The following is a 20,172-nucleotide window of genomic DNA, read 5'->3' as shown; positions in this document are numbered from 1 at the left end:
CCCATGAAGTTCAATGCACCCGCCGGCACCAATCCGATCGACCAGCTCAAGGTGGTCGGCCGCCCGACGCACCGCATCGACGGGCCGCTGAAGACGACCGGCCAGGCGCCCTATGCCTATGAGCGGCACGATGTCGCGGCGAACCAGAGCTATGGCTATATCGTCGGCGCGGCGGTGGCGAAGGGCCGCATCCGCAGCATGGACACGAGCGCGGCCAAGGCGGCGCCCGGCGTGATCGCGGTGGTGACGACGCTCGAACATCCGGCGCCGTTGCCGCTGGGGATGATGAACATCGCGCACCTCTTCGGCGGCGCCGACGTCGCGCATTATCATCAGGCGGTGGCCGTCGTCGTCGCGGAAACGTTCGAGCAGGCGCGCGCGGCGGGCGCGCTGATCCGCACCATCTATGACCGCGTGCCCGGCAAGTTCGATCTCGCGCGCGAGGCGCCGAACGCGCCGCTGGACGGCGCCGACGATCCCAAGAAACCGCCCGTCAACAAGGTCGGCGATTTCGCGGCGGCCTTTGCGGCGGCGCCGGTGAAGATCGACCGGAATTACACGACGCCCGACGAGAGCCACGCGATGATGGAGCCGTTCGCCACCATCGCCGCGTGGGAGGGCGAGAAGCTCACGCTCTGGACCTCGAACCAGATGATCGCGTGGAGCAAGGCGTCGCTCGCCAAGACCTTGTCGCTGAAGCCCGAGAATGTGCGGATCGACTCGCCTTATATCGGCGGCGGATTCGGCGGGAAGCTGTTCGTGCGCGCCGATGCGGTGTGCGCGGCGCTCGCGGCCAAGGCGGCCGGCCGGCCGGTGAAGATCGCGATGCAGCGCCCGCTGATGATGAACAACGCCACGCATCGCCCGGCGACGATGCAGCGCGTCCGCCTCGGCGCGACGCGCGACGGCAAGCTCACCGCGATCGCGCACAATTCGACGAGCGGAAACCTGCCCGACGGCAAGCCCGAGACGGCGGTGTCGCAAACCGAGCTTTTCTATGCGGCACCCAACCGCGAAACCTTCATGAACCTCGCCGTGATCGATCTGCCCGAGGGCAATGCGATGCGCGCGCCGGGCGAGGCGCCGGGCCTGATGGTGCTGGAAATGGCGATGGACGAACTGGCCGAGGCGCTGGGCATGGACCCCGTCCAGCTGCGGATCGTCAACGACACGCAGGTCGATCCCGCCAAGCCCGATCATCCTTTTTCCGAGCGCCATTATGTGGAGTGCCTGCGGACGGGCGCGGAAAAATTCGGCTGGGCGAAGCGCAATCCGAAGCCGGGCCAGAGGCGCGACGGCAAGTGGCTGATCGGCATGGGCATGGCCGGCGGCTTCCGCAACAACCAGCTCACCAAATCCGCCGCGCGCATCCGGCTGGAGACGAACGGCACGCTGACGGTGGAAACCGACATGACCGACATCGGCACCGGCACCTACACGATCCTCGCCCAGACGGCGGCGGAGATGATGGGCGTCGGCATCGACGACGTGAAGGTGGTGCTGGGCGACAGCGATTTCCCGGCTTCGGCGGGATCGGGCGGGCAGTGGGGCGCGAACAATTCCACCGCGGGCCTTTATGCGGCGTGCGTGAAGCTGCGCGAGGCCGTGGCCCAGCAGCTCGGCTTCAACTCGGCCGAGGCGCAGTTCGCCGACGGCAAGGTGATGGCGGGCGGGCGCAGCATCGCGCTGGCCGAGGCGGCCAAGAGCGGCGCGCTCACCGGCGAGGACGGCTTCGATCCGACCGACATGGGCAAGCGCTGGCAGCAATCGACCTTCGCCGCCCATTTCGTGGAGGTGGCGGTGGACGCCTATACGGGCGAGACGCGCATCCGTCGGATGCTCGCCGTGGCCGATGCCGGCCGCATCCTGAACCCCATCGCCGCGCGCAGCCAGATGATCGGTGCGATGACGATGGGCGCGGGCGCGGCGCTGATGGAGGAACTGGCGGTCGACACGCGCTTCGGCCTGTTCGTCAATCACGACCTCGCCGGATATGAAGTGCCCGTCCATGCCGACATCCCGCACCAGGAGGTGATCTTCCTGGATTATCCGGACGACAAATCCTCACCGATGAAGGCCAAGGGCGTGGGCGAGCTGGGACTGTGCGGGGTGGGCGCGGCGATCGCCAACGCCATCTACAACGCCACCGGCGTGCGCGTGCGCGATTATCCGATCACGCTCGACAAGCATCTGGAGAAACTGCCGCAGGTCGCATGAGGCCGGGCAGGGGAGCCGTACGATGAAATATGAGACACCCGTAGGCGACACCCCCTTCGATCGCCAGCGGGTGATCGGCCAGCCGCACGACCGGATCGACGGCCCCCGCAAGGTGACCGGCACGGCGCCTTACGCCTATGAGCAGCACGAGGCGGCGCCCGCCCCCGCTTATGGCGTGATCGTCTATGCGGGCGTGGCGAAGGGCCGGATCACGGCGATCGACCGGGAGGCCGCGCGCCGCGCGCCGGGCGTGTTGGCGATCCTCTCCTATCAGGACGTGCCGCGTATGGGGCCGCCGGGCTTCTACAAGGCCCCGGTGCTGGCCGGACCCGACGTGCATTTTTATCATCAGGCGGTGGCGATCGCCGTCGCCGAGACGTTCGAGCAGGCGCGCGATGCGGCCGCATTGGTGCGCGTGTCGATCGATCGCCAGCCGGGCGCTTACGATCTGGCGGCGACGCGCGCGGCGGCGAAGGCGCCCAAGGGCAATGACGATACGGTGGTGGGCGATTTCGCCACGGCCTTCGCGGCGGCCCCCGTCACGCTGGACGCCACCTATCACACGCCCGATCAGAGCCATTGCATGATGGAGCCCCACGCCACGATCGCGGCGTGGGACGGGGATGAGCTGACCTTGTGGTCGGCGCAGCAATTGGTGAGCTGGGCGCAGCGCGATCTCGGCAGTCTCCTCGGCGTGCCGAAGGAGAAGATCCGCATCGTCACGCCGTTCATCGGCGGCGGCTTCGGCGGCAAGGGATCGGTCGGCGCGGATGCGGTGATGGCGGCGCTCGGCGCGCGCGCGGCGGGGCGGCCGGTGAAGGTGGCGCATCCGCGTCCGGCGATGATCAACAACACCACGCATCGGCCCGCGACGATCCAGCGCATCCGGCTGGGCGCGGAGCGCGACGGGCGGCTGACGGCGATCGCGCATGAGAGTCTGTCCGGCAATGTGCCGGGCGGCATGGCGGAGACGGCCGCCGACCAGAGCAATCTGCTCTATGCCGGCGTGCACCGGCTGATCGCGCATCGCCTCGGCCTGCTCGATCTGCCCGAGGGCAGCGCCATGCGCGCGCCGGGCGAGGCGCCGGGGATGATGGCGCTGGAAGTGGCGATGGACGAGCTGGCCGAAAAGCTGGGCATGGATCCCGTCGCGCTGCGGATCCTGAACGATACGCAGGTCAATCCGGCCGAGCCCGGCAAGCGCTTCTCGTCGCGCATGCTGGTGGAGTGTCTGCGCGAGGGGGCGCAGCGTTTCGGCTGGTCGCGGCGCGGTGCGCGGGTCGGCCAAATGCGGGACGGGCGCTGGATCGTCGGCATGGGCATGGCCTCCGCGATCCGGGGGGCGCCGACGATCGCGTCGGCCGCGCGCGTGCGGCTGGAGACGAACGGCCGGCTGACGGTGGAAACCGACATGACCGACATCGGCACCGGCAGCTACACGATCCTCGGCCAGACGGCGGCGGAAATGCTGGGCCTGCCGCTGGCGGCGGTCGACGTGACGCTGGGCGATTCCCTTTTCCCGACGGCCGCGGGATCGGGCGGCCAGTTCGGCGCGGCCTCGTCCACCTCGGGCGTCTATGCGGCGTGCGTGAAATTGCGCGAGGCGATCGCCGCGAAGCTGGGCCTGGATCCGGCGGCGGCGGACTTTTCCGACGGGCATGTGCGCGTGGGCAATGACAGCCGCCCGCTGGCCGACGCGCTGTCCGGCGGCGCGCTGGCGGGCGAGGACAGGATCGAATGGGGCGCGCTGAAGGAGCAATATGAGCAGCAGACGTTCGGAGCGCATTTCTGCGAGGTCGGCGTTGATGCCTATACCGGCGAGGTGCGCGTGCGGCGGATGCTGGCGGTGTGCGCGGCCGGGCGCATCCTCAATCCCAAGCAGGCGCGCAGCCAGGTGATCGGCGGGATGACGATGGGCATCGGTGCCGCGCTGACCGAGGAACTGGCGATCGACCCGCGCTTCGGCCTGTTCATCAATCATGATCTGGCGAGCTACGAAGTGCCCGTCCATGCGGACGTGCCGCATCTCGACGCCGTGTTCCTCGACGAGCTGGATCCGATCGCCTCGCCGCTCAAGGCCAAGGGCGTGGGCGAACTCGGCATTTCCGGCGTTGCGGCGGCGGTGGCCAATGCCATGTACAATGCGACGGGCGCGCGCGTGCGAGACTATCCGCTGACGCTCGACAAATATCTGGACCGCCTGCCGGCGGTCGCCTGACCGAAGGAAGCATCATGAATCCCGCCAAGACCGCGATCGTGCTGATCGAATATCAGAACGACTTCGTCACCGAGGGCGGCGCGCAGCATGATGCGGTGAAGGGCGTGATGGCCTCCACCGGCATGCTGGCGAACAGCGTGGCCTTGCTGGAGGGCGTGCGGGCGGCGGGGGCGGTGGTGCTGCACGTGCCGATCTCCTTCGCGGACGGCTATCCCGAGATGCCGGAAAAGCCCTACGGCATCCTCGCCGGCGTGCTGGCCGCGCAGGCGTTTCGCCGGGGGACGTGGGGCGCGGAGATCGCCGATCCGATGCGTCCGCAGGACGGCGAGATCATCGTCGAGGGCAAGCGCGGGCTCGATTGCTTCGCCAGCACCAATATCGATTTCATCCTGCGCCAGCGCGGGATCACCGATGTCGCCATCGCCGGCTTCCTCACCAATTGCTGCGTCGAATCGACGATGCGATCGGCCTATGAGCGCGGCTATCGCGTGGTGACGCTCACCGATTGCTGCGCCACGATCGGCGAGGAGGAGCAGCGCGTGGCGATCGAGAAGGATTTCCCGATGTTCTCGCTGCCGATGACGCATCAGGCGTTTCTGGGGGAGCTGGCGGGGGCCGAGGCCACCGCCTGAGCCCCCGCCAAGGAGGGGCGGCGCCATCCACGGGTTTCCCCGCCGATGGCGCCGCGTCGAAGGATTCTTCGTCGTACGGGTGACGGCCTCAGGCCGCCGGTGCCGCCACCTTCGCGGGGGCTTCGCGGCCGACCATCGCCGTATGGGCCGGGCTGTAGCGATCGCCCGCAACCTCGATCCGCGAGGCGGCGGTGGTGATCTCGGCCAGGTCCCGTGCGTCGAGCCTGACGGCGACGGAGCCGATATTCTCCTCCAGCCGGTGCAGCTTGGTCGTGCCCGGAATCGGCACGATCGAGGGGCGCTGGGCGAGCAGCCAGGCGAGCGCGATCTGCGCCGGGGTCGCCTCCTTCGCGGCCGCGACGCGCTTCAGCAGATCGACGAACGCCTCGTTCCGGGCGAGCGCCTCGGGCTGGAAGCGCGGCGAGGTGCGGCGGAAATCATCGTCGGCCAGCAGCGTGTCCTTGCTCATCGCGCCGGTCAGGAAACCCTTGCCGAGCGGGCTGTAGGGCACGAAGCCGATGCCGAGTTCGTCGCAGGCATCGAGGATGCCGTTCGTTTCCGGCGCGCGCCACCACAGCGAATATTCGTTCTGCAGCGCCGTCACGGGCTGGACGGCATGCGCGCGGCGCAGCGTCTGCACGCCGGGCTCGGACAGGCCGAAATGCTTCGCCTTGCCCTCGGCGATCAGATCCTTGACCACGCCGGCCACATCCTCGATCGGCACGTCGGGATCGACGCGGTGCTGATAGAGCAGGTCGATCGCCTCGATGCCGAGGCGCTGGAGCGAGCGCTCGACGATCGCGCGGATATTCTCCGGCCGGCTCGAGACGCCGCGCACCTCGCGCGTCTGCGGATCGATGTCGAAGCCGAACTTCGTGGCGATCACCACCTGATCGCGCACGGGGCGCAGCGCCTCGCCCACCATCTCCTCGTTGCTGAACGGGCCGTAGATTTCGGCGGTGTCGAAGAAGGTGACGCCGCGATCTACCGCCTGGCGGACCAGCGCGATGCCGTCTTCCTTGCTCAGCTTGTGGCCATAGCTGAAATCGAGGCCCATGCAGCCGAAGCCGAGGGCCGAGACGGTCAGATCCTTACCGAGCGTGCGGGTGTCCATTGCGTCCTCCAAATGATGCTCGGCAGCAAATAAGGCGCGGTGGCTATGGGATTAGCGGCACGAAACGGCATGGGCCTATGCCCCGTATTCATGAAACCGGACGACGCCCTTCATTGCCGCATCACTCCGGTTTCAGATCGCCGTAAAACCATGCAGCGGTGACGCCGCCGTCCATCAGGATATCGCTGCCGGTGATGAAGGCGCCGTCGCGGCCCATCAGCAGCGCGCCGATCGTGCCGACCTCGTCCGGCGTGCCGGCGCGGCCGACCGGGCTGCCCTGGATCATCCGGTTATAATAATCAGCGCGCGGTCCGGTCAGTTCGTGCCGTGCCAGCGGGGTGATGACGATGCCGGGGCTGATCGCGTTGATCCGCGCGCCGCGCTTGCCCCAGCGCGGCGCCTCCGCCTTCACGCGCAACACGTTGGCGCGCTTGGAAAGCTGATAGGCGTGGAGCGTGTCGGTCACCGCGTCCGGCTGCAGCATCGGCAGCGCGAGCAGGTCTTCCGAAGGGGTGAGCGCGAGCGCGGTATCCTCTTCCGGGGTCAGTGCGGCGAGGCGGTGTCCAGACTGGGAGGCGATCACGATGCCCGCGCCGCCTTCCGCGATGACGTTGCCGAATTCCTCCAGCAGCACGGCCGTGCCGTAGAGATCGATCCGCAGGATCACCTCGGCGCTGGCCATCGAAGGGGAGACACCGGCGGCGTGGATCAGGCCGGTGATCGGGCCGATCGCCGTCGCCGTCTTCACCAGTGCCTGAACCGATTCCCGCGAGGCGATATCGACCGCCGCCGTGCTGGCCTCGAAGCCGGCATCGAGCAGGCTCTCGGCCGCCGTCTGTGCGGTCTCCGCCCGCACGTCGGCCAGCACGACATGCTGGCCCGCGCCTGTCCGGCGGGCGATGGCCACGCCGAGCGGCCCCGAGCCGACGACCACGATCACGGTCTTCGTCATCACATTCCTCTCAATCCGGCGCCGCGCGTGGGTGGGGCGGCGAATCGTGAACGTCGATATTTCGGGCTGCCGGGCGCTATGGGGGGCTGGTGCGCCCGGCAGCCCCGCGATCAGACGCGCAGCAGCGTCTTGATCGCGCGGCGCTCGTCCATCGCGCGATAGCCTTCGGCGACGTCGGCGAGCGGCAGCACCTGATCGAACACCTTGCCGGGCTGGATCTCGCGGCGGAGCACGCGATCGATCAGGTCGGGCAGGAAGCGGCGGACGGGGGCGGGGCCGCCCATCAGACCCTTCTGCGCGAAGAACAGTTTCTGGCCGTCAAACTCCACGCCGTGCGGCACGCCGACATAGCCGATCATCGCGCCCGGGCGGGCGGCGTTGATCGCCTGCCACATGGATTCCTCCATGCCGACGCATTCCAGCACGGCATCGGCGCCGACGCCCTTCGTCAATTCCCTGATCTTGGCGACGCCCTCGTCGCCACGCTCGGCGACGATGTCGGTCGCGCCGAAGTCCAGCGCGAGATCCTGGCGGCTCTTGTGGCGGCTCATCGCGATGATGCGCGCGGCGCCCATCTGCTTGGCGGCGAGGACGGCCATCAGGCCGACCGCGCCGTCGCCCACCACCGCCACGGTGGAGCCGGGCTGCACGCGCGCGGCGTCGGCCGCATACCAGCCTGTGCCCAGCACGTCGGACACGGCCAGCAGGTGCGGGATCATGTCCTCGTCCGGCATATGATCCAGCGCGACGAGCGTACCGTCGGCCAGCGCGACGCGGGCGAGCGGGGATTGCGCGCCGGTCATGAACTCGCGCTGCTCGCACGAGGATTGAAAGCCGAACCGGCAATGCGGACAGGTGTTGTCGGACAGGCAGAAGGAGCCGACGACGAACTGGCCGGGCTTCACGGTTGTCACGTCGCTGCCGACCGCCTCGACGATGCCGCAATATTCATGGCCCATCGCCTTGGGCTCGGCGCTGTCGCCATAGCCGCGATAGGGCCACAGATCCGATCCGCAGATGCAGGCGGCGGAGAGGCGGATGATCGCGTCGGTGGGCTTCAGGATCTCCGGCTCGGGCCGCTCCTCGAAGCGGACGTCGCCCTTTCCATACATGACGGTGCCCAGCATGCGGTGTCTCCTCGGTGTTGCGGCGGCGGGCGAGGGGCGCCCGGCCGATCGACGGCGCGGTCCGGCGTGACGCCGGGATGCGCAGGAAGAGGAGGATCTACCCGGTCCGGCCCGATCGGATTAGCCGCGGCTGGGTGGATGCCGTCATGTGGGGAATTCATCAATGCGGGCGGAATCGACGCGCGCGGGCCGGCGAAGGCAGAGCCTATCGTGGGCGACGAGGGGGTGAAATCGCAGGGGATGAAGAAAATGCGGGGAGGAAAACCATCCCCGCGTCGGCTGACATATCGCCGCACTCCGGAAAACCCCAGCAAAATCAAGCTGGTGACCCCTACGAGTGTAGAACTTTTGTGTCAAGCAAGCTCAGGGCGTCTCTAACTACACTGTAAAATCAAGCATTTGTCTTGTAAGGTGTTCGCGGTCGGTCGCTCCGGTTTGCCTGAATTTGGCGCAAAATGTGGGAACGATTGTGGGACCATATCCCCGCTGAAAAGTGTGGGAACGCCCGCAATGCCCAAACAGGGAACCGAACCGATGGCACTCACAGCATTGAAAGTGAAGAACGCAAAGCCCGGTCGCCATGTCGATGGCCGGGGGCTTTGCCTGTTGGTCAAGGACAGCGGCGCGCGGACATGGGTGCTGCGGATGCAGAAGGACGGCAGGCGGCGCGACTATGGGCTGGGATCGGCGCTGGACGTGTCGCTTGCCGAAGCGCGCGATGCCGCATCGGCGCTGCGCCGTCAGGTCCGCGAGGGTGCCGATCCGGTCGCGGAGCGGCGGAAGGCGCGCAAGGTGGTGCCGAGCTTCGAGACGGCGGCGCGCGACTGCTATGAGGCATTGAAAGAGGGTTGGAAGAACAAGCGGCACGCCAACTGGATTTCCAGCTTCGAGAACCATGTCTTTCCGATGATCGGCACCAAGCCGGTGGATCAGGTGGACAGCGCGTGCGTGGTGGAAGTGCTTTCGCCTATCTGGCTCACCATCCCCGACAGCGCGCGGCGCGTGCTGCAACGCATTGGCGCGGTGCTGGACTTCGCCCACATCAAGGGATGGCTTCCCGGCGAGGTGTCCTTGCGCTCCGTGCGCAAGGGGCTTCCCCGTCAGGTGGACAAGGGCGGGCATCTGGAAGCCATGCCCTATGCGGAGGTTCCCGCGCTCATGCAGAAGTTGGCGGCGGCCTCGCCCACGACCGGGCGGGACGCGCTGCGCTTCACCATCTACAACGCCGTGCGCTCGAACGAGACGCGCTTTGCCGTCTGGACCGAGTTCGACCTGGACAAGGCTATCTGGACCATTCCGGGCGAGCGCATGAAGGCGGGCGAAACCCATGTCGTGCCGCTGTCCGCGCCCGCCGTGGCGCTGCTGCGCAAGCGGTGGAACGAGCGTAGCAGCGACACCGGCCTTGTGTTCTCCAATGACGGCGAAAAGCCGATCAGCGACATGACCATGACCAAGCTGCTGCGTGATGACGGCATCAAGGGCGTGACCGTTCACGGTTTCCGCTCCGCCTTCACCGACTGGTCATCGGAACGGACCCGCTTCCCGAAGGAGGTTGCCGACAAGGCGCTGGCGCACAAGCTGCCCAACAAGGTTGAGGCCGCCTATCGCCGCACCGACTTCTTCGATAAGCGGCGCAGCCTCATGGCGCGTTGGTCCGAGTATCTGGACCGACCGGAGACGCAGAACGGCAAGACGAAGGACGCCGCTGGAACGGCGTCCGAGCCTACAGCGCTCCGCGTTGCCGCCTGACCAGATCGTGCAGGCTGGCGGTGGTGATGCGGGTAGCCTTGCCGAGCTTCACCGTTTCGACCTCGCCAGCCGCGATCAGCTCATAGAGCTTGGTGCGACCGACACCGATCATGCGCGCCGCCTCATTGACGCGGACGCAGATCGGTTCGGGGGGCGGGAGCGCGGTCATTGGGCATGGCTCCCGGCTCGTTCCTCGCGATAGCTGACCGGATCGGCCATCCAGCGTTCGACGGATGATTCCCGCCAGCCAGCGCCATGAACGCTGATCCTGATTTGGGCGGGAAACGTGCCGTCCGCAATCTTGCGGTAAAGGGTGGAGCGGGAAAGCCCGGTGCGGGCCAGAACGGTCTTCAATCGAATGATACGATCGGTGTTGGACATCGACTTATTCCATAGATTCGCCAGTTGTCTCTTTCCCCATGAAGTTGAACAATGCGGGCCGCCCCTCAGCCCGCAAGGGGCGTTCGGCGCGCATAGCGCTGTGGCGGGCCTACGGCGGCAAATGTCGGTAAAAGGCGGCGATTTCCCGTGATAGGCGGCAACGGCGGATCATCGGCGGCCATGGGCAGCAATCGGCGTGTGCCTTGGGCCACGACAGCGTGGCGCAGTGCTTCCGCAAAGGATGCGACGGGCGTTCAGCCCATGCGATAACAGCAATCGACCTGTTCGAGTCGCACGCCATGGCGGACCTCTTGTTGACGACCCGCCAAGCCGTCTTGTGCTATGCCTCCTGTGTGTATGCTGTCTCGCTTTTTCCCGGCGCGCAAGGGGATAGGAAATGGAGTTCCGGAAGTCGGCACTATACTGCCGCTTTCGGCATTCCAATGCCGATTTGCACATTTGGTGATACTCGCATCACAGTGCTTTGCAGTTTCCCGATGGCAATTGTCATGCGATTGAATTACAATCGGATCGAAGGAGTGATCCCATGGCCAACAATGCCCTGATTCAGACCCGAATCGATTCGGACGTGAAGGACCGTGCCTCCGCCGTGTTCGAGCGGATGGGGCTTACAGTATCGGACGCCGTGCGCATCCTTCTGACCCGCACCGCTCGCGAAGGCGTTGCGCCCATGGAACTGCTGGTAGAGCGGCAAGCCTATGACCAGTGGTTCAGGGCGCGGGTGCAGGAAGCGCTGGACGATGATCGGCCTGACATTGACGATACAGAGGTTGCCGCGCGGTTCGCCGAGCTTCGCGCGAACGCGCGAAAGGGCATCAAGCCGGTGCAATGAAACTCGCGTGGTCCAATCGCGCCGCGACCGACCGTATGGCGATATTCGTCTGGATTGCCGAGGATAATCCTCAAGCCGCCGCCGATGTGGATGAGCGGATCGAAGCAGCGGCCCAGCGCCTCAAAGATTTCCCGAACAGTGGGCGGCCGGGCCGGATCGAAGGCACGCGCGAACTGGTAATCGCGCGCACGCCCTATGTCGCGCCTTATCAGATCATCGGGGATACAGTCCGCATCCTTCGTGTGATCCATGGCGCGCGCATGTGGCCCCACGACATTCCCCCGGATTTCGGGCTGGAATAACACCGTTGAACGCCACCAGCGGCCTCTGACGGATTTACCTGATTTTCGACATGAGGGGGCGGGAGCGCGTGCGCCTGCTTCGATTTGGCCTCACGGGTCAAAGCCCGTTTGTGTATGAACGGTGTATAATGCCCCGCGTCCGTCACGCCTGCATGGAGGATTTGCGCAGCCTGTTGAAGCTGTTCGAAGCCGTTGGATTTAGTCCCGCTGTTCAATCTCTCGGCCGGGCGAAGCAGATTTGGCGGGAAACAATCGAGAGCCAGACGATTGCAGTGTTCGTCGCCGACGGGGATAAAGGGGTTGCTGCGACTTGAACCCTAATAACTGCACCAAATCTCCTTCGGGGAGGTCGGCAACATGGCTTTTTGAGAATGTCGCCACGCATCCTGACTATCAGGGATGAGGATTTGGTCGTGCGGTCGTAACAGCGGCGCTCGAACACGCTTGGCAAGTCGATTGTCACCATGTCTTGATGCAAAGTGGTAAAACGGACCCCCGCGTGCGCAGTTTTTCGAGCATATAGGCTTTCAAGGTGGTTTATGCGTCGGGTATGTCGCGACCCGACCATAATAGCGGGTGGTCTGTTTTTCGTTATTCCATCATTCCATCATTTTCTCGTTTAGTCCCGTTAGCAGAGTTGAAGTAACAGTACCGATGGCCAGCGCTCGGCCATTCGCACACGCAGACAGGGGGTTGAATGACAACCCGGACCAGTGACGGTTTCAATCGTTGGCAGATTGCTGCAAAGGTGGCGCCTTTCGGCATCATAGCCTTGGCCGGAATGGCGGTACGGACACCGCTAGCAGCATCCTATCCATTCGTTGCGCTGGTCCTATCCCTCTGGATTGTCTCGGACACGCTGATGCTGGCGCTACTTGCCCGTTCATCGGGAAAACCGGAGTGTCGCGCCGTTCTGGGCGTACTGGCCGGAGCGAGCTTTACCGTCTGGTTGGGTTTACCCTCGCCGGTTCGTGGCGTGCTGCTGGAAACGCCCGCATTGGCGCTCATGATGGTGGTTGTCGTTGTCGGCCATGTTGCGTGGGCCATGGCCCGGGCGAGTCGGGTGCTAAGCAGGCTGAGCAGCGATCGGAGGGAGCAGTGGGTATCCGCCATATCGGAGATATTCCCGCCAGCGCTTGTTAGGTTGGCCGCAGCGGAATTGACCGTGATCCACATGGCGTTGTTCCGCTGGGGCGGGCCAGCGGACGTGCCCACGAACGCACACGCCTTTGCCTATCACAAGCACCTGACGCCGATGTGCGTCATGCTGTTGGTCCTTTCGGCGATCGAGATTGCTGTTTACCATCTGCTGATCGGGCATTGGAGCCACATTGCCTCGGTCGTCATGTTCATCCTGAGCGATGTAGGTTTCGTGTATCTGGTCGGCGTTATCAAGTCGTTCCGGTTCAGGCCGGTGCTGCTGACGCCGGAGGGAGTGCGGGTACGAGCTGGCTTCCTGATCGACCAACTCGTTCCGCTCGACGCGATCGTCGCCATCGAAAGCAATTTCACGGGGGAAGAGGTGCGCGCCTCCGCAACCCTCAACGCGGCGCTGCTGGCCTGGCCAAACATCATGCTGCGGTTGGATCGCCCATTGCCTCGTCGCTCGTTCCTGAAGAAGCGAGAACCGTTCAACAGGATCGCATTCCGCCTCGACGACCCCGAACCGTTCATCCGACTTCTCATCTGGCGGCTAGGCCATCGCACCAATTAGGCAAGCAGCCTTCCCAATTAGGATCGAATTTCGGGAAAGGCCGCGTCCCGGCGATCAGCTCGCTACTTACGATCGAGGGGCCAATCGCTGGTGTCATAATCAGGATGCTGAAAGGAAATGATACTCGCCAAGTGAGCAGCCGCTCGCGGCTCGTCGGTCGAATGTTCTGGTAGACCGGCTAGTGCTTCAAAATCGGCGATCCGCTCAGGCGAAGCAAGTTGCTCGCTCAGCTTTACTGATCGTGGGTCATCCATAGCACCAAGTGCGAAACTGATATGCCCTTCGCCATACTCAAAGGTGAGAGGCGTCCCGCAGGCTCCGCAAAATCCGCGACGCACCTTGTTGGAACTCTGGAAATAGCTTGGTTGTCCTCGGGTCCAAATCACCGCGTCGAATGGCGCTCCGACATAAGGCCCGAACAGTCCACCAGTGGCCTTCTGACACATGCGACAATGGCAGATAGAAGCCTCTTCCAGGGCACCCTCAACCCGGAAGCGCACCGCTCCGCACTGACATCCACCCGAACTGGTCATATCCGAAGCATTCCACATCCGTTCGGCCCTCGCAACGTGCCGGACGCGGCCATCTCCGTTCCCAATTGAAATCGTTGATCGGGAAAGTGCGCTAACCGCTCAAGGTCTGATCGGGAGGCGTTAGCAGGAACATCGCCGGGTCGAAGGTGGCTACGTCCAAAAGGTATGCGCGATCCTTCGCGTCCGCCCACCCCTCCGGCCAGTTTCCCAAAAGCCAGACGCCTTGATCGAGCCATGCCAGTTCTAGGATCGACGACCACGCCGCCAGTTCCGCGTCAGTGAAGGCGACATGCTCGGCATAGCCCATCAAGAAGGCCGCCCACTCGGCCGGCGTCCATAATCGACCGGGAGCGGTGGAGAGGTCGCAGTGGAACAGGAGCAGCGCGACCGCGAGGTCATAGAGCCTTGGCATCCGTGCCGCATGGTCCGGATCGACCAGCGTGGGTTTCGGGCTGAAAACGAGGTTCGACGCCTTGAAGTCGAAGCTGCACCCGGCGAGCGGCAAACCCATGACGGGTTTGGCCGTGGCAAGGCGTGCCAGCGTCGCCTCCCGGAATGCGTGTCGATCCGCACCGGCGGTTTCGATGGCATCTTCCGCCGAAACAAGGTGCGGCTCGATCCATTCGGCATCTCGCACCACGGGCTCACTGTAGATCGCCAAGTCATTCGCCTCGGGCAAATCGGCCGCGTGCATCCGGCCGAGCAAACGACCGGCGTCGGCAATCTCGCTTTCATGGGCATGGTAGCCGGTGCCCGACACGAAGGGATAGACCACCCACTCCTTGCCGTCATCAAGGCGGCGGGGATTGGGGTGGAGGTGCGCTGCCGGGGCCACCACATCGACGCCCAAGCCTTGTAGCGCCGTCAGCCAATGTCCGATCGCCTCGCCGTCCGAATGGACCAGCCCCGTTCGCTTCAGAACCCAATCGCCGCGACGATCACGAACACGCAGCACGGGCGCATAGTCGTAGAGCGACACGGGCTCGCCCGGATGATCGAACGGGAAGGCGGCGACCACATCCATTGGTCCATCTCGCACATCTATGCTTTCTCCCTCAAACAATGATGCTTCGGTAAAAGCCCAGATTGTCAGCAACTCAGAGCGTAGCAACCCATCGTGCCACAGAGGCATCTGTCATCTGCCCTCCCGGCCAAACCACCTTTGGGGTGTACCATTGATTGCTGCCCCGCAGCCTGTGCCGGTAGACCTTAAGTGAGTAGCTTAGCCGGGCGTCACCGCTTGGAAGCGGTATCTCGACGTTGTCTATGTAAACGGTATCGGCCGAGGTCGGCTGGCCGATATGCGTGACCCCCGGCATGCGGGTGACAACATCGGCAAAATCCAGACAGGCGCTGGCACATCGCATGTCCGTGAGGAAGAACACCTTGCCTTTGAACGGCGACGTGTAACCTGACGGAAGGCCGCGCGACGTCGGTAGTTCGGCGTCGGTGAACAAGTCTTGCCCTTTGGCCCTTGCTGCATCCATCTGGTCGGCGACACGGTTGCGGCCTCTTGCATCCTCGGTCAGCCCCGCCGCCATTGAGCGAGCGGCAGATGCGCGAGTGAGCTGGGCGTTCTGGGCCGATGCCCTCCAATCGACCGTCTGATCGAAGCTATTGGTGATCGCCAAGACGGCGTTATCACTCCATAGGGCGGATGCGATCTCGCGGGCCCACTGGCTGTTTCCGCCCGGATTACCTCGAACGTCGATGACGACTTGGGAAGCGGAATGAAGCGTGCCAGCTTGCCGCTTCACCTCCTCCACCATCGCCTGCATCTTGGCCGCCTGATCGCCCCACCAGTTGAAGGATGGCAGGGAGACGAACCACACCCCGTCGATCTGGCGCACAGCCAAGGGCGGCTCCACCCTTCCTTGCGCTTCAGGAAGCCGTTGCGCGAGGTCGGCCTTGTCGATGGGTTTCCAGTCCAGCAGAATACGACGCGGCGCACCGACGCCCGTCTCGATCCTGCAAGCCTTCATCAGCTTCGGCCGATCGCTCGCCTCGCCAACGAACAGGTAAGAAGCGGTAAGCAGGCGCTCATGCGCTATGCCAGCGTTCGTGAGGTATGGATGGACCCGCTCGTCCAGCAGGCGCGTGGACGGCACACCGTCGCACTCTGCCGCTCGTGCGCCGATCGGAGCCGCCGCGATCGTGCTGACGGTGATGCGTGTAACCCCCGACGCATCGGTGGCGGTCAGGAAGCCGGGCCAGACTTGGGTCACGCTGCCATTGCGCCGGACTGTGAGGTGTCCGTCCTGAAACCCGTTGATGTAGAAAGTCAGCGCCCGCCAGTAATCGCTTTCGGTCTTTGCCAACTTAGCCCTCGCAAGGCCCAGTGATCGACCTTTCTCAAGCCAGTCATTGAACCTAGGGTTTTGCGTATCAACCGGGCCGGGATGATTGTCGCGGATAATGTTGTGAGCGGCGACAATATCCTCCCCTGCCATCGCGGCCCAATTCTGAGCAGGGGGCGGCTTCGTAAGGGCGGCCGTCGCGACGAGAAGCGAGGCTATTAGTGCGGCTCCTTTGAACAACAGATTTCCTCCACCCTTCACGCCTATACTGCATCGGCTTGGCTCGATCCGCTGACGCCTACGATGCTGCGTAGCGCTGCACCAGCTTTCCCGATTAGGAACCGCCAAGACCGTCTCGAATGGAAACGGGTTTTGGGAGACAGCCGGGCAGAGCGCTATTTGTGCCCTATAAGCAGTTCGGATGCTTTCGTGATGGTGAAACCCCCCTCCGTTCGGCGGAAAGCCTCTTCAACGGCAATCGCTAGCTTCTCCATGACGCCCGGCTTGTCGGCGATCGGCAAGCTATTGAGATAACCTAATAGATCGACAGGATCGGTGACACGCAGTTCGTCATCATATCTAACCACATCGACCTTGGTGAACTCGCCCTGCATGAGCGCAAGCCCTTGCTCCGATGACAGCGGCTCCGATCGTGGATCACGCTCGCCTCCGAACGGTGCCCGCGCCAACTCCGAAAGCTCTATCATCGTGTTTGCCGGGTTGAGCACCACAGCTACAGCACCGGCTTCGCGAGTAACCCTCGCCATTTCCTTTAACCCGGAAGCAGGGTCCGCGAGGTGGTAGAGCATGTGAACGGCTATCGTTGTGTCCACGCTGGCACTGGCCATCGGAAGCGCAACCGCGTCGGATACGGAAGCCTCAACATCATGCCACCGCTGCATGGCGGCAATGGAGGTACGCGCTGCGCCCACCATGCCTTCGGAAATATCGAATAGACGCAGTTTCAGATCGGACGGCACGCTTTGCGGCGCGTTTGTCCAGAACGATCCAGCACCGCACCCTACGTCGGCAATCAGGCCGCCCGTAGGCAGGGGGATGTTGGCGGCCAACCACTCGAACCAGTCGCCCCGACCATATCGGGTATGCAGGATCGACCGCGCCTTGAGCCGGTCGGGAAAGCGATATTGAACATCGCGAAGATAGCCTTGCTCACTTTCGGCCATGATGCCCTCGGTCGTGAACTGCGGGTCGGTTCATCGCGCGCTTACGGGTATGGAGCAACGCTTCGCCTATTTCGATTGGGAAGGTGTGACCGGAATCCGATCGCGCCGATCGCCATGACGGACGCCCCGTGGGTCTCGCTTTCCCGAAAGCTATTCCCGATCGCCAATTCCCACAATGCTTACTCGGACATGGAAAAACGTGAACATTTGCGGCGACGTAGACCACATCAATTTCCGTCAGGAGCCGAGTGTGTCTGGGCTGGTGGCATAGATTACCGGTGCTGCGCGGCCGTAGTTTCGCTGAAACTGTCCGAAAATTACTGTCGGATTTACGAAATGCCCGACAACCGCCGACTGAGGGTTTTCCGTCAGGTCGAAGGCGGCTTGCCTGATTTTGCCTCGCGTTCGCTTTCCAGCCGCTCGACCTCCCTTTCCACGATTTCGCGGATGAACTGGGCGCGCCGATTGGGGCCGATCAGATCGTCTATTCGCTCCGCCAAGCCATCCGGCAGACGAACAACGGTTGTCTTCACTCCAAGCGGCGGTCTTCCCATGGAAGTGTCGTAACCGGCCATAGCGCCCTTTCAATCGCAAGTTTGATAAGGGATATCGGTTATTGATAAATAGCCTTCTTTAGGGTTATAACCGATATCGGATAGTCTTTGGGCGGCGAGACGCAGTTCAAAGGCTCAGCCGATGGAGGCGCGGCAATGGCGAAGCGTGAATTTCCGTCCAGTGATTCGAAGATCAGCACATCCCGCCGCGCCTTGCTGCGCGGATTGACGATAGCGCCGGTTGCCGCGTCGGCGATTGCCTCGCCCTGGAGCGGTGCGCTGGCGACGCTTCACCAACGCTATCGAGACGAACCCGTGACGCTTGCGCGCACGAAAGAGGGACGGAGCGTCAGCCGCTTCCGCTATCACAAGGCGGAACGCTGGATGCTCGCGCTGGACGCGGATTTTCTCGCCGCCCCACGACAGCCCAAAGAAGCGCTGCATCAAGCCGGTTTCGTATGTCAGCAAGCGTTGTGCGCCTATCTGCTCGACGTGGGCTTTGCCGATGCGTGGAACGCCCGCCACATCAAGCAGGACATCGCCAAGGCGCTGACCTACGCCAATGCGTGCGGCTTTGGCCATGACTGCCCCGACATGGCGCGGCTGGCAATCGTTCTCTCGCCCTACTGGAAATGGGGCTATCACTATGACGAGTGGGAGGAAGACCGGCCCCGGACAGGCGGATTCATCCCCGCCACGATCAAGCCCCTTGTGCGCGCCTTGGTGGACCGCGTGCACGACGTGACCGGCCATCCGCGCCCGAAGGGTTGTCGGCTTCGCCCACAGGAGGCGCGGTCATGATGCTGCGCACCGACGCCGATCATCTGCCCGCCCCAATCCGTTATGAGCTTCTCCATATCACCACAATCCTGTTCGAGACGTTCGAGGAAACGACCAAGGGCCGATGCTCCGAACATTTCCGGGCGGGCCGCATCCTCACCCTGATCCTGCACGGTCCCCATGCCGAAAAGGATTAGGCGGAGGTCGCGCCGGGGGAAGCGTTCCCATTACTGGCCATCGTCAACTATTCCCGCCTCGCCCGCAGCGAACGCGACTGGCGGCTGGTGCGCGACCGGCTGCGCCGCGCATGGGAGCATGGCGAGATCACCCGCCCGGTGCGGCTGTCTGTGGAAAGCCTTGAGCGGGTGAAAGGCGCTTTGACCGATGGCAATCCCTATTTCGTCACCATCGCCGAGCAGGGTATCGCGCTCTACCAGATGGAGGGCTTGCGCCTGCACGAGCCGCGCCATCTTCCCATGCGGGAACGCGCTATCCGGGGCGTCGCGGAGTTCATCCTGTGGCATAGGCGTGGAACCGGCTTTTTGGCGGGCGCGGCTTTCTACCGGAACCGGGGAGATCCGCCGATGGCGGCGCTGATGCTGCATCAGGCGTGCGAGCATTTCTATCTGTCCGTGTTGCGGTCGATCAGCCTGCACGCTCCGCGTACCCATGCGCTGGATGAACTGCGCGAGGCGGCGGAAGCGTTGGACCCGCACCTGTGTTTGGCATGGCCACGAGACAGCCGGTTCGAGCGTCGCGCGTTCGGCTGCATCCGCCGTGCTTATGTCGAGGCACGCTATGGGCGATCCTACCGCATTTCGGGCGAGGAATTGTCATGGGCGTTCGCGCGGGTGGAGATACTGGCGGAACGCGCGGCGTGTGCCGTCGCGGATCATCAGGCTTCGCTTGCCGCAAGCCTGCCAGCGCCGATGCTTTCGCCACCAACGGAGCAGAGGACGGCCATAGCCGTTTCCCGGCCTGCTCACCGTGCAAACATGCTGCAACGGACGTGGCGGATCGTGCGACGTGCTGCTCCTGCACGCGGCCGGTGGAATCCGCTCATTCCGGTTCGCCGTTTCTGGCGGTCGGACAGGCTCAAGCGCTGGGTTGACCATCTGCCATTGGGCGATGATCGGCCTGTGCCTTTTCATGGCCGGGGCGGAGGCAACGCTATGGCGGATGAAATCCGCGCAGGCCGTCCGTTCCAAACCCGCAGACCTGTCCGCTGTGCTGGACTTCGACGTGCGCGCGGACACGGTGCTTGGCGCGGTCATGGACGTTGCGCAGAGGGCTGGCTACCGGGTCAAGGCCAACGATGAGATTTGGGCGGTGCGTTGGACAGGGGCCTATCGCGCCAAGGCGACGACCTTCGACGCACTGGCGGACATTCTCTATGGCTCCGGCCTGTGTCCTGCGATCCGGGAAGGCATCATCGCCGTGCGCTACTGCGACAAGAGCCGCCCGCCGATCGTAGCGACGGTCGAGTATCGTTCGGAGCCGGACGGTAGCGTGCGGTTGGAAGTGCCGCGCTAACCGCTGCCCTGTTCCGCGTCGAATTCGACCCC

The 20,172-nt window shown here is 64.2% G+C and carries 22 protein-coding genes; 12 read left to right on the top strand and 10 right to left on the bottom strand.

From position 1 onward, the window contains the following. The first annotated feature begins 3 nt into the window (after nucleotides 1-3). Genes paoC (HL653_RS03525) through HL653_RS03515 form a run of 3 tightly spaced genes read left to right on the top strand, consistent with a single transcriptional unit; the run spans nucleotide 4 to nucleotide 5,067 of the window. Complete coding sequence (gene paoC, locus HL653_RS03525; protein WP_171743284.1) at nucleotides 4-2,217, top strand: aldehyde oxidoreductase molybdenum-binding subunit PaoC; 2,214 nt, start codon at nucleotides 4-6, stop codon at nucleotides 2,215-2,217. Between the two features lie 22 nt (nucleotides 2,218-2,239). Further along, nucleotides 2,240-4,435, top strand: coding sequence for an aldehyde oxidoreductase molybdenum-binding subunit PaoC (gene paoC / locus HL653_RS03520; protein ID WP_171743283.1), 2,196 nt, complete (start codon nucleotides 2,240-2,242; stop codon nucleotides 4,433-4,435). Nucleotides 4,436-4,449: 14 nt separating this feature from the next. Then, nucleotides 4,450-5,067, top strand: coding sequence for a cysteine hydrolase family protein (locus HL653_RS03515; RefSeq protein WP_171743282.1), 618 nt, complete (start codon nucleotides 4,450-4,452; stop codon nucleotides 5,065-5,067). Between the two features lie 88 nt (nucleotides 5,068-5,155). Here the strand turns inward: HL653_RS03515 and HL653_RS03510 are convergent, their stop codons facing one another. The 3 genes from HL653_RS03510 to HL653_RS03500 all read right to left on the bottom strand — a co-directional run bounded on the left by HL653_RS03510 (nucleotide 5,156) and on the right by HL653_RS03500 (nucleotide 8,260). Next, entirely contained in the window at nucleotides 5,156-6,181 is a 1,026-nt protein-coding gene (locus tag HL653_RS03510; RefSeq protein ID WP_171743281.1) for an aldo/keto reductase, read from the bottom strand. 121 nt (nucleotides 6,182-6,302) lie between these two features. Continuing rightward, on the bottom strand, nucleotides 6,303-7,133 hold the full coding sequence (locus tag HL653_RS03505; RefSeq protein ID WP_171743280.1) for an SDR family oxidoreductase: 831 nt from the start codon (nucleotides 7,131-7,133) through the stop codon (nucleotides 6,303-6,305). 110 nt (nucleotides 7,134-7,243) lie between these two features. Further along, nucleotides 7,244-8,260, bottom strand: coding sequence for a zinc-dependent alcohol dehydrogenase family protein (locus HL653_RS03500; RefSeq protein WP_171743279.1), 1,017 nt, complete (start codon nucleotides 8,258-8,260; stop codon nucleotides 7,244-7,246). Nucleotides 8,261-8,671: 411 nt separating this feature from the next. Here HL653_RS03500 and HL653_RS03495 point away from each other — a divergent pair, with 411 nt between their 5' ends. Beyond that, entirely contained in the window at nucleotides 8,672-10,009 is a 1,338-nt protein-coding gene (locus HL653_RS03495) for a site-specific integrase (protein WP_253717500.1), read from the top strand. Here HL653_RS03495 and HL653_RS03490 read toward each other — a convergent pair. Together HL653_RS03490 and HL653_RS03485 are read right to left on the bottom strand one after the other, a co-directional pair. Continuing rightward, nucleotides 9,984-10,178, bottom strand: coding sequence for a helix-turn-helix domain-containing protein (locus HL653_RS03490; protein WP_171743278.1), 195 nt, complete (start codon nucleotides 10,176-10,178; stop codon nucleotides 9,984-9,986). The two genes, HL653_RS03495 and HL653_RS03490, sit on opposite strands and share 26 nt — an antisense overlap. After that, nucleotides 10,175-10,390, bottom strand: a complete 216-nt coding sequence (locus HL653_RS03485) for an AlpA family transcriptional regulator (RefSeq protein WP_021316615.1) — start codon at nucleotides 10,388-10,390, stop codon at nucleotides 10,175-10,177. The genes HL653_RS03490 and HL653_RS03485 overlap by 4 nt, the downstream gene beginning before the upstream one ends. Nucleotides 10,391-10,937: 547 nt before the next feature. On the opposite strand from HL653_RS03485, the gene HL653_RS03480 reads away from it, so the two are divergent. The 4 genes from HL653_RS03480 to HL653_RS03465 all read left to right on the top strand — a co-directional run bounded on the left by HL653_RS03480 (nucleotide 10,938) and on the right by HL653_RS03465 (nucleotide 13,259). Next, nucleotides 10,938-11,243: a type II toxin-antitoxin system RelB/DinJ family antitoxin gene (locus HL653_RS03480; protein WP_171743277.1), complete on the top strand. Its 306-nt coding sequence runs from the start codon at nucleotides 10,938-10,940 to the stop codon at nucleotides 11,241-11,243. Continuing rightward, nucleotides 11,240-11,545 (top strand): type II toxin-antitoxin system RelE/ParE family toxin, encoded by a 306-nt coding sequence (locus tag HL653_RS03475; RefSeq protein WP_171743276.1) that lies wholly within the window; start codon nucleotides 11,240-11,242, stop codon nucleotides 11,543-11,545. Before HL653_RS03480 ends, HL653_RS03475 begins: the two co-directional genes overlap by 4 nt. Before the next feature lie 173 nt (nucleotides 11,546-11,718). Continuing rightward, complete coding sequence (locus HL653_RS23940; protein WP_216599945.1) at nucleotides 11,719-11,859, top strand: hypothetical protein; 141 nt, start codon at nucleotides 11,719-11,721, stop codon at nucleotides 11,857-11,859. A 383-nt stretch (nucleotides 11,860-12,242) separates the two neighbouring features. After that, a complete protein-coding gene (locus tag HL653_RS03465) occupies nucleotides 12,243-13,259 on the top strand; it encodes a hypothetical protein (RefSeq protein ID WP_171743275.1) in 1,017 nt (338 codons plus the stop codon). A gap of 62 nt (nucleotides 13,260-13,321) precedes the next feature. Here the strand turns inward: HL653_RS03465 and HL653_RS03460 are convergent, their stop codons facing one another. The 5 genes from HL653_RS03460 to HL653_RS03440 form a co-directional block, all read right to left on the bottom strand. Beyond that, on the bottom strand, nucleotides 13,322-13,705 hold the full coding sequence (locus HL653_RS03460) for a GFA family protein (RefSeq protein WP_253717973.1): 384 nt from the start codon (nucleotides 13,703-13,705) through the stop codon (nucleotides 13,322-13,324). Between the two features lie 178 nt (nucleotides 13,706-13,883). Next, on the bottom strand, nucleotides 13,884-14,810 hold the full coding sequence (locus HL653_RS03455; protein ID WP_171743273.1) for a phosphotransferase enzyme family protein: 927 nt from the start codon (nucleotides 14,808-14,810) through the stop codon (nucleotides 13,884-13,886). A gap of 79 nt (nucleotides 14,811-14,889) precedes the next feature. Then, entirely contained in the window at nucleotides 14,890-16,242 is a 1,353-nt protein-coding gene (locus HL653_RS03450; RefSeq protein WP_171743272.1) for a S41 family peptidase, read from the bottom strand. A 242-nt stretch (nucleotides 16,243-16,484) separates the two neighbouring features. Continuing rightward, entirely contained in the window at nucleotides 16,485-17,273 is a 789-nt protein-coding gene (locus HL653_RS03445; protein ID WP_171743271.1) for a class I SAM-dependent methyltransferase, read from the bottom strand. Between the two features lie 368 nt (nucleotides 17,274-17,641). After that, nucleotides 17,642-17,848 (bottom strand): ribbon-helix-helix domain-containing protein, encoded by a 207-nt coding sequence (locus HL653_RS03440; protein ID WP_216599944.1) that lies wholly within the window; start codon nucleotides 17,846-17,848, stop codon nucleotides 17,642-17,644. 135 nt (nucleotides 17,849-17,983) lie between these two features. Between HL653_RS03440 and HL653_RS03435 the strand changes: the two genes are divergently transcribed. From HL653_RS03435 to HL653_RS24085, 4 genes are all read left to right on the top strand, one after another. Then, nucleotides 17,984-18,628, top strand: coding sequence for a hypothetical protein (locus HL653_RS03435; protein WP_171743270.1), 645 nt, complete (start codon nucleotides 17,984-17,986; stop codon nucleotides 18,626-18,628). Further along, nucleotides 18,625-18,804, top strand: a complete 180-nt coding sequence (locus HL653_RS24090; RefSeq protein WP_253717498.1) for a hypothetical protein — start codon at nucleotides 18,625-18,627, stop codon at nucleotides 18,802-18,804. Before HL653_RS03435 ends, HL653_RS24090 begins: the two co-directional genes overlap by 4 nt. A gap of 87 nt (nucleotides 18,805-18,891) precedes the next feature. Next, on the top strand, nucleotides 18,892-19,926 hold the full coding sequence (locus tag HL653_RS03430) for a HEPN domain-containing protein (RefSeq protein WP_253717496.1): 1,035 nt from the start codon (nucleotides 18,892-18,894) through the stop codon (nucleotides 19,924-19,926). 10 nt (nucleotides 19,927-19,936) lie between these two features. Next, complete coding sequence (locus tag HL653_RS24085) at nucleotides 19,937-20,140, top strand: hypothetical protein (protein WP_253717489.1); 204 nt, start codon at nucleotides 19,937-19,939, stop codon at nucleotides 20,138-20,140. Nucleotides 20,141-20,172 lie beyond the last annotated feature (32 nt).

The organism is Sphingomonas sp. AP4-R1, assembly GCF_013113735.1.
In the GTDB taxonomy this organism is placed as follows: domain Bacteria; phylum Pseudomonadota; class Alphaproteobacteria; order Sphingomonadales; family Sphingomonadaceae; genus Sphingomonas_I.
This window is presented reverse-complemented; position numbering and strand designations above follow the sequence as displayed.

What these genes read in the sequence shown, in the direction of transcription:
- paoC (WP_171743284.1), top strand. Translation starts at nt 4, where the DNA reads ATGAAGTTCAATGCACCCGCCGGCACCAATCCGATCGACCAGCTCAAG.
- paoC (WP_171743283.1), top strand. Translation starts at nt 2,240, where the DNA reads ATGAAATATGAGACACCCGTAGGCGACACCCCCTTCGATCGCCAGCGG.
- HL653_RS03515 (WP_171743282.1), top strand. Translation starts at nt 4,450, where the DNA reads ATGAATCCCGCCAAGACCGCGATCGTGCTGATCGAATATCAGAACGAC.
- HL653_RS03510 (WP_171743281.1), bottom strand. Translation starts at nt 6,181, where the DNA reads ATGGACACCCGCACGCTCGGTAAGGATCTGACCGTCTCGGCCCTCGGC.
- HL653_RS03505 (WP_171743280.1), bottom strand. Translation starts at nt 7,133, where the DNA reads ATGACGAAGACCGTGATCGTGGTCGTCGGCTCGGGGCCGCTCGGCGTG.
- HL653_RS03500 (WP_171743279.1), bottom strand. Translation starts at nt 8,260, where the DNA reads ATGCTGGGCACCGTCATGTATGGAAAGGGCGACGTCCGCTTCGAGGAG.
- HL653_RS03490 (WP_171743278.1), bottom strand. Translation starts at nt 10,178, where the DNA reads ATGACCGCGCTCCCGCCCCCCGAACCGATCTGCGTCCGCGTCAATGAG.
- HL653_RS03485 (WP_021316615.1), bottom strand. Translation starts at nt 10,390, where the DNA reads ATGTCCAACACCGATCGTATCATTCGATTGAAGACCGTTCTGGCCCGC.
- HL653_RS03480 (WP_171743277.1), top strand. Translation starts at nt 10,938, where the DNA reads ATGGCCAACAATGCCCTGATTCAGACCCGAATCGATTCGGACGTGAAG.
- HL653_RS03475 (WP_171743276.1), top strand. Translation starts at nt 11,240, where the DNA reads ATGAAACTCGCGTGGTCCAATCGCGCCGCGACCGACCGTATGGCGATA.
- HL653_RS03465 (WP_171743275.1), top strand. Translation starts at nt 12,243, where the DNA reads ATGACAACCCGGACCAGTGACGGTTTCAATCGTTGGCAGATTGCTGCA.
- HL653_RS03460 (WP_253717973.1), bottom strand. Translation starts at nt 13,705, where the DNA reads ATGTGTCAGAAGGCCACTGGTGGACTGTTCGGGCCTTATGTCGGAGCG.
- HL653_RS03450 (WP_171743272.1), bottom strand. Translation starts at nt 16,242, where the DNA reads ATGGCAGGGGAGGATATTGTCGCCGCTCACAACATTATCCGCGACAAT.
- HL653_RS03445 (WP_171743271.1), bottom strand. Translation starts at nt 17,273, where the DNA reads ATGGCCGAAAGTGAGCAAGGCTATCTTCGCGATGTTCAATATCGCTTT.
- HL653_RS03440 (WP_216599944.1), bottom strand. Translation starts at nt 17,848, where the DNA reads ATGGCCGGTTACGACACTTCCATGGGAAGACCGCCGCTTGGAGTGAAG.
- HL653_RS03435 (WP_171743270.1), top strand. Translation starts at nt 17,984, where the DNA reads ATGGCGAAGCGTGAATTTCCGTCCAGTGATTCGAAGATCAGCACATCC.
- HL653_RS24090 (WP_253717498.1), top strand. Translation starts at nt 18,625, where the DNA reads ATGATGCTGCGCACCGACGCCGATCATCTGCCCGCCCCAATCCGTTAT.